At 39.0% G+C, this 13,866-nt stretch carries 14 protein-coding genes; 6 read left to right on the forward strand and 8 right to left on the reverse strand.

Features of this window, described 5'->3' with window-relative positions; all coding sequences use genetic code 11:
* Nucleotides 1–21 precede the first annotated feature (21 nt).
* Complete coding sequence (locus ACH8E3_RS13850) at nucleotides 22–192, reverse strand: RNA polymerase sigma factor (protein ID WP_458633232.1); 171 nt, start codon at nucleotides 190–192, stop codon at nucleotides 22–24.
* Between the two features lie 204 nt (nucleotides 193–396).
* On the opposite strand from ACH8E3_RS13850, the gene ACH8E3_RS13855 reads away from it, so the two are divergent.
* The 6 genes from ACH8E3_RS13855 to ACH8E3_RS13880 all read left to right on the forward strand — a co-directional run bounded on the left by ACH8E3_RS13855 (nucleotide 397) and on the right by ACH8E3_RS13880 (nucleotide 8,077).
* On the forward strand, nucleotides 397–1,353 hold the full coding sequence (locus ACH8E3_RS13855) for an ABC transporter permease (RefSeq protein WP_458633233.1): 957 nt from the start codon (nucleotides 397–399) through the stop codon (nucleotides 1,351–1,353).
* Nucleotides 1,354–1,365: 12 nt separating this feature from the next.
* Nucleotides 1,366–2,295: a carbohydrate ABC transporter permease gene (locus ACH8E3_RS13860; protein WP_458633234.1), complete on the forward strand. Its 930-nt coding sequence runs from the start codon at nucleotides 1,366–1,368 to the stop codon at nucleotides 2,293–2,295.
* A gap of 86 nt (nucleotides 2,296–2,381) precedes the next feature.
* Entirely contained in the window at nucleotides 2,382–3,878 is a 1,497-nt protein-coding gene (locus ACH8E3_RS13865; protein WP_458633235.1) for an ABC transporter substrate-binding protein, read from the forward strand.
* 139 nt (nucleotides 3,879–4,017) lie between these two features.
* Nucleotides 4,018–5,790 (forward strand): sensor histidine kinase, encoded by a 1,773-nt coding sequence (locus ACH8E3_RS13870; protein ID WP_458633236.1) that lies wholly within the window; start codon nucleotides 4,018–4,020, stop codon nucleotides 5,788–5,790.
* Entirely contained in the window at nucleotides 5,765–6,526 is a 762-nt protein-coding gene (locus tag ACH8E3_RS13875; RefSeq protein WP_458633237.1) for a response regulator transcription factor, read from the forward strand. The genes ACH8E3_RS13870 and ACH8E3_RS13875 overlap by 26 nt, the downstream gene beginning before the upstream one ends.
* 30 nt (nucleotides 6,527–6,556) lie before the next feature.
* Nucleotides 6,557–8,077: an ABC transporter substrate-binding protein gene (locus ACH8E3_RS13880; RefSeq protein WP_458633238.1), complete on the forward strand. Its 1,521-nt coding sequence runs from the start codon at nucleotides 6,557–6,559 to the stop codon at nucleotides 8,075–8,077.
* 84 nt (nucleotides 8,078–8,161) lie between these two features.
* Here ACH8E3_RS13880 and ACH8E3_RS13885 read toward each other — a convergent pair whose 3' ends face one another.
* The 7 genes from ACH8E3_RS13885 to ACH8E3_RS13915 form a co-directional block, all read right to left on the reverse strand.
* Nucleotides 8,162–8,650, reverse strand: a complete 489-nt coding sequence (locus tag ACH8E3_RS13885) for a hypothetical protein (RefSeq protein WP_458633239.1) — start codon at nucleotides 8,648–8,650, stop codon at nucleotides 8,162–8,164.
* Between the two features lie 93 nt (nucleotides 8,651–8,743).
* Nucleotides 8,744–10,063, reverse strand: a complete 1,320-nt coding sequence (locus ACH8E3_RS13890) for a hemolysin family protein (RefSeq protein ID WP_458633240.1) — start codon at nucleotides 10,061–10,063, stop codon at nucleotides 8,744–8,746.
* A gap of 309 nt (nucleotides 10,064–10,372) precedes the next feature.
* Entirely contained in the window at nucleotides 10,373–10,822 is a 450-nt protein-coding gene (gerQ, locus tag ACH8E3_RS13895; RefSeq protein ID WP_458633241.1) for a spore coat protein GerQ, read from the reverse strand.
* 78 nt (nucleotides 10,823–10,900) lie between these two features.
* Nucleotides 10,901–11,323 (reverse strand): cell wall hydrolase, encoded by a 423-nt coding sequence (locus ACH8E3_RS13900; protein ID WP_458633242.1) that lies wholly within the window; start codon nucleotides 11,321–11,323, stop codon nucleotides 10,901–10,903.
* A gap of 180 nt (nucleotides 11,324–11,503) precedes the next feature.
* Complete coding sequence (locus ACH8E3_RS13905) at nucleotides 11,504–11,929, reverse strand: DUF2500 domain-containing protein (RefSeq protein WP_458633280.1); 426 nt, start codon at nucleotides 11,927–11,929, stop codon at nucleotides 11,504–11,506.
* Nucleotides 11,930–12,087: 158 nt separating this feature from the next.
* Nucleotides 12,088–12,273 (reverse strand): hypothetical protein, encoded by a 186-nt coding sequence (locus ACH8E3_RS13910; protein WP_458633243.1) that lies wholly within the window; start codon nucleotides 12,271–12,273, stop codon nucleotides 12,088–12,090.
* Between the two features lie 183 nt (nucleotides 12,274–12,456).
* Entirely contained in the window at nucleotides 12,457–13,743 is a 1,287-nt protein-coding gene (locus tag ACH8E3_RS13915) for a WD40/YVTN/BNR-like repeat-containing protein (protein WP_458633244.1), read from the reverse strand.
* Nucleotides 13,744–13,866 lie beyond the last annotated feature (123 nt).

The raw sequence follows: 13,866 nt of genomic DNA on the forward strand, positions 1-13,866 counted from the left end.
TCCCCTCGGGGAGATGACTTATTAAAAGAGTTTACACAAAAGATTTGACAGACCCAAACTTTCAATTGCCTTTAACGCCTTAAAAAATGCTTCCTGTGTAATTTCCTCAGCTGTACTTTCATTCTTAGATATGGACTTTATATACAAAAACACTTCTTGAAAATATAAGTCATAGATTTCCTCGAAGTTCATGCCTTTTCACCTCCTTCACGTTTATAACTCTTGAAATCCAATTATGTTACAAAATTAATTGAACTATATTCTTTTAATCTGCCAAACCTAACGTTTGTTGACTACGGTATCAAGTTTGTTGTCTAGAATTATGGATTGTTCATCCTATACAATTAGATCAAGAAGTTCAACACAAACAAGATAACGCCGGAAGGAGTATACGACATGGACTCAAAAATGGAATCACCAAAAAAACGTAAGCGCTTACTTGGCAGCTGGCACAAGCAGGATACGGAACTCACCCTGTTAGCATTACCGACTACGATTTGGTACCTCCTGTTTAGTTTCTTACCGATGTTCGGGATCATTATCGCCTTCAAGAACTTCAGAATTAGTGGAGGATTCTTGAGTAATGTGTTCAACAGTCCATGGGTTGGCTGGAAGAACTTCGAGTTCTTATTCAAATCGAATGACGCTTGGATCATTATTCGAAATACGATTGGTTACAATATTATCTTTATTATTCTAGGCATTATATTACCTGTTCTCTTCGCTATTATGATTGGTCTACTACACAGTCGTAGAGCAAGTAAAGTCTATCAGACGATGATGTTCCTCCCCTATTTCTTATCTTGGGTCGTCGTAACTGCTGTCGGGTGGGCTTTCCTAAGTTATGATAAGGGAATTGTCAATTCCATGTTGATTAATATGGGTAGCGATCCCGTGAATTGGTATATGGAGCCAGCCTACTGGCCATACTTTTTAATTTTCTTAAATGTCTGGAAGGGTCTGGGATATGGCATGGTCATTTATCTAGCGACGATCACAAGTCTTGACAGCACCTATTATGAAGCAGCTGTTATTGATGGTGCCTCCATCTGGCAACAGACCAGGTTTATTACATTACCAATGCTCAAACTAGTCATTGTCATGATGTTTATCTTATCTGTTGGACGCATCTTCTATACCGATTTCGGATTGTTCTATCAAGTTACGAGAGATTCAAATTCGCTGTTTAATGTAGCTACCACCATCGATGTCATGGTGTATAAACAATTGAAAACCGCTACGGTTGGAATGGCATCTGCTGCTGCATTCGTACAGTCCGTCTTGGGTTGTGCAACAATACTAACGGCTAACTGGATTGTTCGTAAAATCGATCCGGATAGCGCGATGATGTAAGGGGGTGTTGTGATGTCAACGAGTACTACTTATGAAACAGGACTTGAGAAATTTAACCGCACGAATAGATGGGTGAACCTCTTTTTCAACTTGGTATTTATTGTTCTATCGCTCATTTGCGTCATACCTGTCATTGTTGTGCTCTCCATCTCACTTTCAAGTGAGGCATCCATTAGAGAAACAGGATATCATCTGTTCCCAACGGCTCTGTCTGGCGAGGCTTACGGCTATATTATCAAACAAGGCACGATGATTCTTCGAGCACTAGGTGTATCTGTTCTAGTCACATCCGTTGGAACTGTATTAGGTGTGTTGCTTACGACGTCCATGGGCTATGTCATTTCTCGCCCAACCTATAAGCTAAAGAACTTTCTGACTTGGGTCGTATTTATCCCTATGGTCTTCAATGGTGGGTTAGTATCTAGTTATTTCATTAACGCCAATCTGTTAGGTCTTAAGGATAGCATTTGGGCACTTATTCTACCGCTTTGTGTCTCGTCCTTCAACGTCATTATTTGTAAAACATTTTTTAAAAGTACGATTCCCGATGGATTGATTGAATCTGCTGAGATTGATGGTGCAAGTCAGCTGAGGATCTTTTTCTCCATTATCATACCGATCTCCTTGCCTGTAATAGCAACCATTGGATTGTTCCTCTGCTTCGGCTACTGGAATGACTGGTTCCAATCCATGTTATATATCGATAACCAGAACTTGTACTCTCTACAAGCACTCCTTAACAGCTTGATGAGCAATGTAGATGCACTTGCGAAGAACGCTTCCAGCATGGGCGTTAGTTATGCGATGCTCGTCGCAACAATGCCGAAAGAATCTGCTCGTATGGCTGTAGCCATCCTAATTGTACTACCTGTTGCCTTCGCCTACCCTTTCTTCCAAAAGTATTTCATTTCTGGATTAACGATCGGTGCGGTCAAAGGTTAATACGAAATAAACCAAGCTTGCTTGGCTTATGATATATCACTGTATAACGCTTATGGTAATACAACTTCAATAAAGGGGGAAATCAAATGAAGAAATCATTCAAGTTAATCTCTACACTCTGTGTTCTAGCACTCATGGTATCTGTTTTTGCTGCTTGTGGTAATTCGAATACTGCTTCTCCAAAGAATGAGTCTAAGCCAACAACAGAAACACCCAAGGACAACGCAACATCCAATAAGGATATTCCAACGTTAGTATGGTGGACCATTGGTGGCCAAGTACCTAACAACTTCAGCAAAGCTGTGGATGCCATGAACGAATATACAGCTGAGAAGATTGGTGTGAAGATCGATATCAAAGTAGCCAGTTGGGGTGAGTGGGATACCAAGATTAACACCATTGTGAATACGGGTGAGCCGTTCGATATTATGTTCACCAATAGCGGTAAATATAGCAAGCAAGTAGCTATGGGTGCATTTGCCGATATTACGGATCTTGTACAAAGTGAATCACCAGAGTTATATAAGGCTATTCCTGAAAAAGTATGGGAAGGTACCAAGATTGGTGGCAAGTATTATGCCGTTCCAACGTATAAGGACTCAGCATTAACACAATATTGGGTATACGATGATAAATATGTGCAGAAGTATAATATTGATTATAATAATATCAAAACATTACAAGACCTAGATAAGCCATTGCATGATATGAAAGCTGGTGAAGGTAAGAACTTCTACCCATTACCAATGACGCAAGGTGAAGGATTGAACGGATTTTTTGGAGGATATGACGATTTAACCCTAGGCTTCCCTCCTGTCGGTGTAAAAGCGGATGATGCATCGCGCACTGTTGTCTCTGTTCTCGAACAGCCTGACATTATGAACGATCTTAAGATCTTACATGGCTGGTATAAGGATGGCATCATCAACCCAGATGCTCCAACAAAAACAGAGAATGAGAAAGGTAGAGCATTCTTTGCAGCACAAGCATTCCCAGGTGCAGAAGTAGGCTGGCAGATTAATGATGCTGTTGACAAGTATGTGATGGCACAGAACTATGGCCCTATTTATACTACGAGTACGATCCAAGGTTCCCTAAATGCCATTTCTGCGAATTCGAAATATAAGAGTGAAGCACTCAAGTATATTGAATTGGTCAATACAGATTCTAAGCTACGTAACATGTTAGCGTTCGGAGAGCTAGATGTGGATTACAAGAGTGTTGATGGTGAAAAAGTTATTGAGCGCATCTCCGATACTTGGCCGCTAGCTGCCTATTCACAAGCTACATTCTTTAATCTAGCTGTAACCAAAGGGGCTCCTGAAGATCAATGGGATCAAGTTAAAAAGCTGAATGAAGAAGCGACTTCTTCCTCCCTACTTGGATTCGCATTAGATATCAGTAATTATCAGACCGAAGTAGCGAATTGCCAAGCGGTATGGGATAAGTATAGATATGAACTCATTACAGGTGCATCCGATCCTGAGAAAATGATACCGAAGATTACGAGTGAGTTAAAGTCTGCTGGTATGGATACGATTATGAAAGCTGCCCAAGAACAAATTAATGAATATTACAAGTAAGTAATTACTCCGAAGCATCCCTTATGAAGAACCTTTATAAGGGATGCTTCTTCTTGTTATCTATGAAGCATCTACTATTCATGTTAAAATAATATAGTAAGCGCTTACTTGAGATGTACTACTGCAATTGAGGTGTCCTATGAATTCTTTCTTACAAATCAAGATATATCGACAAAAGTTTATTGCCTATGTCATCTTTGTTCTCATGATAGGTCTTACGCTGGGTATTCTAACTTGTGCGATGCTATTGAATCAATGGGTTGGTGATGCGCGCATCGAGGCTGCCAATGCGTTCGCAGGTATAGAGAACGAATTACAGTATGATGATGATCGAATTCAAGCGTACATGCAGCGTATTTATTCTAACCCCAATCTTATGAATGATGTGCGTAGCTTTTTAAGTAGTAGTACGGAAGACTATTTAACAAGCAGGCTGGTTAACAGCCATTACTCACAACCATTGCTATCTTTCCCAGAAGATATTAAGACCTATTTATACAGTTGGGCGCAAGGTGAAATCACACAAATCAGTCTACATACGCAAGAGTACGGTAATATTATTCGTTTCAATGATAACGGAATTTCTAGCTTCAAGTTCGGTCTACCCCATACGGATGAAGCTTTTCAAGATACCATTCTCAATGGATTTGTATATCGCAAGAAATTATCTGATCCGGCACAAGGACCCCAAGAATTAGGAGAGCTTCGTTTCTTGATCAATAGTCAACAAATCTTCAAGTCCATACTTAATAATCGATTTGGAGTTGGAGCTGCCGTAAGTGCGACCGGTGAAGTATTCGTGATCGGTAACGAACAAAACCAAGAAAGAATAAGGGATCTAGCCCTTCTTGCAGCGACGAATGAACGTAGCCATGGATTTATCTCAAAAGGATTCATAAAGAAAGTATATTACGTTACCTTCTCTTCCACCAAGTTCAATTTCAAGTTCGTTAGTCTCATTGATTTATCAATGTTGATACAACAGCATGCCAGGATGCTCTTGACCATCTTTCTAATCGTATTAACGACTATGATTAGTGTACTGTTGCTTATTGTATATAACATGCGAGATGATGCTCGCTTCCTGCACCGCATTATTCAATCCATTGGACGTGTGAAATCAGCTGATTTCACCCCCAACCACCCTGCTCGTTATCGTCGAAATGAATATGGCATGATCGCTAGAGAATTAGACGATATGATTCAGCAATTGGATAAACATATTCGAAACGAATATTTACTTAAGCTAAAACAACAAGAAACGGAGATGAAAGCTCTCCAGAATCAAATCAACCCACATTTTTTATACAATACGTTAGAAGTCATCCGTTCTACTGCACTCGTTAATCAAGACAGAGATACGGCTGATGCGATTGCAACCTTGGGATCGCTCTATCGCGAAATTGTCAAAAAGGATAATATTATCTCCATTGAAAGTGAACTGGAGTTACTTCAAAGATACTTAGAGATTATGGAATTTAAATATCCGCAACGATTCTATTATCAAATCAATGTGGAACCGAAGTTACTCTCGATCCCAACGGTGAAATTCTGGATGCAGCCTTTAGCTGAGAATTTCTTCATACATGGCTTTAGTGCTAGTAAAGAATTCAATCTGTATATCGTGAATGGATGGGAAGGCAAAGATTGCTATGTGTTAGAATTTGTAGATAATGGACTTGGTATTCATGTGGAGAGTTTAAATACCGTTCGAAGCACAATGACTGACATAGATGATACTTCATCGAATAACGTAGGTATAGGAATACGTAATGTTTACACACGGCTTCATTTTTTCTATGGCAATACCTTTACTTTGGAGATTGAGAACAATAAGGAAGCTGGCGTTAAGATCACTATACGGATTCCAAAAGAGGTGATGGAGCATGTACAAACTGTTGATTATGGATGATGAACCTCAGATCTTGGAGGGAATGAAGCGAATCTTGGATTGGAAACAATATGGCTTCACTCGAATCGAGACCTGTGAATCAACGGAGGTGGCCCTATCCAAGGTTATAGAACTACAACCACATGTTGCTATCTTTGATGTGTGCGTTGGCAAGAATCTTGGTTATGAATTGATTCATAGATTTAACGAGCTCCAAATACCAACCAAATATATCATCATGAGCGGTCATAGTGAGTTCAAGTATGCTCAAGAAGCCATTCGCTGTGGTGTCAGAGACTACTTGCTCAAACCGATAGAACGTTTCAAGTTACAAGAAGTGATTGAGAAGATTATTGTAGAGGATCTTCATGGCTGCATAGGTGATGTGAATAGCGATAGTGTGAACAAAGATCCGGTACTCGGTCTACCCTATGATCAATTATCCAAGTTGCTTAACCGTATTCTACTGATGATTAAGACGGAGTATAATCAGAACATTACCTTGAAATTGGTCGCAGATCGCTTCCAAATGAACAGTACGTACCTTGGGCAACTATTTCTTAAAGAATCGAACATAAAGTTTTCAGAATACCTGATGGCTTATCGAATGCTACTCGCACGAGAGCGAATACAATCGTCAGATGATAAAATCTCTTGTGTCGCTCTCTCCGTCGGATATAACAATCTGAATTACTTTTACACACATTTCCAAGGGTTTTTCGGAAAGTCTCCCTCTGATCTGCGTGTTAAAAGATAACAACGAATTCAGTTAGTAAGGAGAATATCTATGCACAAGCGATCAAATCACAAGTACATCTTACTAATGATAAGTCTCGTATTTCTTATCTCAGCATATATGACGGGATGTTCCCTCCAACCTAATATCACTATGACAAGTCCATATGATGGTGATACTGTCAATCTCATCTATTACACGATCGGAGAACCGGATCAAGATCTTCAGATCGTAAATGATAAAATAAATGAAATCATGGCTCGTAAAATTGGTGTGACGATCACTTACATCAAAATAGGCTGGCAAGATTATGAGGATCGGTTAAATACACTTATTTCTGTAGGGGCCCCATTCGATATTGCTTATGCACCTAGTTATGCTACTACGGCTATGAGTGGTTCATGGTTAAGACTTGATCAACATTTAACAGGTCTGGGTAAGGAAATGTACGATACTATAGACCCCATCTTTTGGGAAGGTGTTCGTATGAACGACGGAGGTATTTATGGTGTGCCAACCAATAAGGAATTAGCTGTGCGTGATCATTGGATGTACCCTGCTTCATTAGTAAATAAGTACAATATCGATATTACCAAGTACAATACGCTAGAATCACTAGAACCTGTACTTCAGATGATTCATCAGCAAGAACCTGATTACGTCCCTATGGAATTGGATCTGGATTCACATAATTTCTTCGCCATCGATGGGTATGAATATATTCTGAACAATAAAGTTCCTTTGATGGTTAAATCATTAGATCAGAGCCCCAAAGTCGTAAATATCTTCGAAACCATGGAAGCTCGCAAAGTATTAGACACGTTACGGCATTATTACCAAAAGGGTTATATTAATAAAGATGCAGCATTATGGGAGTCTGGTGGACTTAAGCGTGGCGCTAAAGTGTTCTGGAAGTCTTCTGGTGGTGGTCCACTCCCTGAGACGACTTGGAGTAAGGATCGTGGCTACACAGTAGTATCTAACCCTATCACACCTATTATCGTCACTACGGAATCAGTTCGCGCTGGAATCATGGCTGTGAATGCCAATACTAAGTATCCTGAAGAATGTATTCGATTCTTGAATCTACTGAATACCGATCCTGAAATACGCAACTTATTTAATTATGGTATCGAAGGATTACATTATACGCTGAATGAATACGGCCAGGCGGTCCCGATTCCAAGCAAAGATAGCCAAGGGAATCCAATCCTAGATGCATCAGCAAGCTATTCAGGTGTGCAGTACACACAGGGGAACTGGTTTATTCTGAACACTATGGGCGGTGACAACCCAGATCCACTTGATAAATGGGAACAATTCCGTAAATACAATGATGACGTGGTTAAATCTACCTTGCTTGGATTCACACCTGATCTATCGAAGATGACTGTCCAAACCGAACATATCAAGATGGTATGGAAAAAATATTACTCGAGCCTAATGACGGGTAGCGTTGATGTTGACACCATTCTTAATAAGTTCAATGGAGAATTAGAGCAATCTGGTATCCACGAGGTCCAGAAAGAAGTACAGAAACAATTAGATACCTGGTTGGCTGAAATGAAGTGAAAATATATTGTATATAGCTGTTGATGAACAAGATAAGAGGATGATATCAGCTTCGCTGGTACCACCCTCTTATTTTGTTCTTTATTATTCTGTAATTAATGATGATGCAGTATACAAGACAGATTCTTCTTTAAGGGAACCCTTCCAAATCCAGTGGTTCGATTTGCCTCGATAATAGTAACCTTTCGTGACTATCCAACTGGCCGATCCTGTATACATATCGCTGGATGTCGTCGATAGAACCGTCGTTTGTACAGACACCCAATCACTCCCTGTCCATCTCTGAATCGTAACATCAGCACCTATCGAATTCACTACTTCATAAGCTGTTGTGTTCACGGTAAGTTTTACTTTCAAATTACCAATGGCATTCAGAGACAGTTGACCATCATACAGATATTTGAAACTTGGATTGAATGTTAATGGACTAACCATTTCTTGCGGAGGAGGTGTTGTAAGTGCGCCTGGCACTTTAGCTTCACTGGCGCTTGCCTCCATAACAAATAACATACTCATGAATGCGACTAACATGGTAACCATGAAGCTTCTCTTGTAACATTGACTAATCATCATACATCTTCCTCTCTGAATTATCCTGGGATATAGTATAAACGCAGGCAACCAGAGAGTAGTTACGCAATTTAATAGATTTTATCAAAAAAATATTTAAGCACCTTCATATTTTGTTTGGAACGCCATTCTATGCAACAATATTCTGGATATACGCTTATTATCTGTTTCTTCTACTATATATATATGATCGTCAAATTCTACGGATTGACCCTTCTGAGGCGGAATCGTGTCTAAGCGTGAATATAACCAACCACCAATTGTATCATAATCAGCTGTGTCCATATCCAGTTCGAAACGCTCGTTGATCTCATCAATTAACATTAATCCATCGATAGAGAATTCATCATCATTTATTTTCTCAATTACGGGTCTTTCTTCATCAAATTCATCTTGAATTTCGCCTACAATCTCCTCCATGATATCTTCCATTGTTACCAATCCAGAAGTACCACCATATTCATCAATCAATATAGCAATCTGAGATTTCCCACGTTGCATCAGCTTCAATAAGGTACTGATGTGGATGGATTCAGGTACGGTTATTATTGGGCGAATTATGGATGGATATTCAATATCATTGGCTCTAATTAAGTCTTTGATATGAATAAATCCGATGATATTATCTTTATCCCCATCACAATAAGGGTAGCGGGTTCTCATGGCATCATATGCAATTTCTAAGTTCTCTTCCCGTGGGACATGATTATACAAGCAAATCATTTCAGTTCGCGGAATCATGATCTCACGTGCAGTTGTTTCAGCAAAACCAAATATATTATCAACTAGTGCTAGTTCTGTGTTGTTAATTAATCCACTTTTACTGCTCTCTTGCATTAATATACGTATTTCTTCTTCTGTGTGAGCTGTTCCTAACTCTGTCTCAGATGTAATGTGTAGGACTCTTAAGATAAGGTTGGCTAGACTATGAAGTACCCATATAAATGGGGACATGATCTTATAAAAGAGCGTGATTGGTCCAGCAGATATTAATGTGACTACATCGGCTTTTCTTAAAGCGAAAGTCTTCGGTGCAATCTCCCCTAAGACAGAGTGAAGAATCGTAATGATAACAAATGATAACGTAAATGAGATACCATATACTAGCGTCTCACCAAATCCGAAAACACTAAAAAGAGGATGTAACCATCGTGCGATTGCGGGTGCACCAATCCATCCAAGACCTAAAGAGGATATTGTGATTCCTAGTTGACAAGCTAATAAGTATGAGTCAAGATTATTTGTAATATTTCTAGCTAAAATTGCTCCTTTACGTCCGTCCGCAACAAGTCCATCCATGCGGCTACTCCTTGCTTTGACCATGGCATACTCAGCAGATACAAAAAAACCATTTAACATGATTAAAACAAAAATGATTAAAATATTCAGTTCACTCGGTAATGGGTCCAATCTCATTCCTATTCGTCGTAATCCTTCACTGACGAATAGGTACACCTCCTTCGTTTTTTAAGAATAATATGACTTTGCATAATCGGTTCTATTCTAAGCAGCATCAATGCCCCAAGTTCCTCATCTCCATTCCACCTAATATGGTACGTTATATTTAATTATATAGTTATACATTACACAGTCAAACACTAAGGTATGACTGTATTATACAGAAACATTGAGTTTTCATGTGAAAACAGTCATTTAACCGTCTAAAAGGGGTGCCTTCGTCAATTCAGACGAAATGGCACCCCTTTTATGTGAATTACATGATATTTAACCTCTAGCTTGTGGCGGATTTCCAATTACACCAGGATATTGATAAATAATTGGCTCATCAAAGGTAATATAATCTAAGTAGATGGTTAACAGAATAACTCTACGTCCCGTTGCCTTTTCGCTAATTATGATATGATCACGTCCAGCTGCTTCCACAACCCCTTGAAACTTTTTGGCATTCCATTCCTTGTTATTCTCATAGGTCATATAAAATGTACCAATCTTCCCTAAGTTTAAGCGTAAAATATTCTCAATATAAGATTGCTCGAACATCGGTGGATTCGTCGGTATCACGTTGCCTGACGGGGTCATAGGATTACCGCTAGATACTTGAGGAGGTTGCATATAAGTTCCACCTACACCCATTGGGGGCATCATGTTATTCCCTTGTGGGCTTCTGTCGTTCCCGAAATTATAAGTTACCGGTTGAAAAGGTTGCATGATCATTTGAATTCCTCCTAGTCATTAAAAACAGTATATCTAATGTCTTCCTACATGGTCTTTCATACATATGCTCTAACAACGTTAATATACGGTAGGACAATCTCCTGGCGTAGGTGTAAAGAAACAATGTGCTTTATACCTGCCAGTATTTTGCTGGTTATACCAAGTAGCAGGACAGTCTCCCGTGGGACGGAAGAACCAAAGTGCATTACTAGCGGGCCATCTACGTTCCCCATTGATAGCTCTCTTAGCTAGGCGTATGTCTTTATCTCTTGCATTCTGATAAAAATAACCCTTTTGTGTAGCTTCAAAGCCGCCGGGGCTCTGGAAGACCATATCCTGTAAGTTCCGGATATCACCGAAATCCAAGCAATCACCTAGTACGCGATTAACCCCCACATTACCGACCATGAGCATGCCTGCTTCCCCATCCTCTTCGGCTTCAGCTCTCATCAGTCGTGCTAATAACTTGGTATGTGCAGTTGTTGCTTTAACAGCGGGCATATTTCATACCTCCTTTGGTTAGGGACTTATTTACTTCACATTATCTTATGTACAGATGCCTAGATGGTGCTTAATTTATAGATATATAATATTTCAAATTCGTAATATGACGACAAAAGAGCTTACTCGAGATGTTTCACATCTAAAGTAAGCTCATCTATTCATATCCATTGGTCCATACTATTCATAACTCCGTCGGTTCCCATTGATCTCTTCTTGTGTTGTATAACGTGGATTGCGATGAAAACCCATATATCGTGTGCCCTGGAATGTTAACCGTCCAGTATCGCCTTCCGCACAGAGACCATATTCTTCGCCATTGACGACGAACTCAATCCGATCTCCACTGTCCACTTCAAAAGTAATGTAATAATTAGTACGAGTATAACTTGATATATGGTCATTCTGATGATTATGATGGTGATTCACTTCATTTCGTTTGCTAACAATTCGAGATCCCACAGTAAGCAACGGTTGTTTATTGTTATTATTCCAACGTAGAATACCCTTTCCTACAGTTAATAACAGAATACTCAAGAACACAATGATGAAGATTGGCATGACCGTCCCAACAAAGTCAAACATCCAGAATGAGTTCACCCCTATTCATCTCCCTCCTATGTATTGCATCCATACTTTCAATGCTAACAAGCTCTTCTTTACCAAGTATATGCTATACCCGCTAGAAATTGATCATTTCTTTGAAATGAAATAAAGAGATACGGAATAGAATCCCGATCTCTTCGTATAATCACTTATGAAAGTTAGGCGTGCATCATTTGTAAATAGTTCTGAGTTTCGTTCAATTCGGTTGTTTCCGTCATAGCTTGTTCAGCCCAACATGATTTACACTTTTCTTCTGTAGTACATAAGTGAGCATCTTCGCATGTATAGCAGAATTGGAGATAGTTCTTTGTTGTCTCATCCATATTATTATTGATAGTTGTCATTTATCCCACTCCCATCTAGTTATCTTTCTTGTTTATATTTATAATATAACATATGTCTCATTTTTATATTGTGATTTATTTCACATAAACTTAAAACTTAATTTAAATTTTTTTTATTTAAAATTAGTTGTTAATGAAATTTTGGATGACCATAATCAATAAACATGATCATCCTAGCCATTATTATAATACTTTCCAACTGATTCCACCATTATTCGTCTGTAACAATAAAGAACGTTCCTCATCTTTATTCTCCAATAAAATCCAACCTATTTCGGAAGAAATGAAATCCCACTTAATAACACTAGGATACTTCTTCATCTTGTTCTGGAGAACTTCACTAAAAGGTAGTGCCCTCCAGGTATTACCTTGATCCATTGTGTGGTATACACTCGATTCCTTCAAATACCACCCTTCTACCCCATTAATAAATATAGGTGCAAGGTCGTGGTTCAACCCTTGTACCCAATTCAAATGGAGTGGAGTGAATCTCCAATTCCGTCCATTGTCCGTTGTGAACAATGCATTGAATTTCGTGCCAGAGTCATTTGTACATTGTACAGGAACAAAGCCATTCTTCTGTGTTCGATCGAAAAAACGAATTGTATTAAGAGCCACGTTATTACACGATCCCATCTTGTTCATATCTAGCAGATCAGATTTAGGATTCCATGTGTTGCCACCATCTTTAGTTATATAAAGTACAGGAAGTTGCATATCTTGTAAGATAACCAAACCATGTAAAGCATCCACAAAGGTAATATCTTGTATATACCCTTTATTAGAGATGGACCCCATTGTGTCATTTGTGGAAGTTGAAGATCCTGTATTCTGCATGATCTTTGTCCAATTCGCACCACCATCGTCTGTTCTGTATAAATATTTCTCTTCTTGTCCTTTTAAGGTCTCGGAAGATGTAATGATCCAACCACGACTGAGAGATGAGAAAGAGACCCCTTTAATCAAATCTGTTCTAGGTAAGGAAGATATCTTCCATTGCTTCCCACCATCTGTTGTACGAAGAACAAGGGTTTCTTTGTTGTCTTGTCCACTACGAATAATCCAACCATTATTCTGATCTAAGAAGTATATATCTACACCATATTTAGGAATATCCGTGAATCTAACATTCTCTGCTGGAGAAATATTAATCCAGCTCAGGCCGTTATCCTCCGTCAAATATAGCCGGAGTGACTTTCTTGTAACACCCCATGCCAAGCCAGTATTTTGATCCAATAATTGAAATCCCATCAATCGTGTCTGTATCTGATATTCACTTTTCTCGTCAGGGGTGACGTCCACTGTATCTGGTTCAACGATGTTGAGCGTCTGCCCTTGTTCGATTTCAATGTTATCCTCTTGAGTTGGTTGTGGTGTTGGTAAAGTAACATTGTCATTAGAACATCCTGTAAGCCATATACCGAATAGAAGAAATAGTGTTAGAACGATATGTCTTGGTGACTTCATCATTTCTACCTCCAAAAAAAAGTAGTTCGATCATACAATTCAACATTATAACATAACATTTTTACGTATACGTCATAACCAGTGTTTTTACGTATATAAATGAACAATGTCATAATAGATAGTTGG

Source organism: Paenibacillus sp. CMAA1364, from assembly GCF_054373195.1.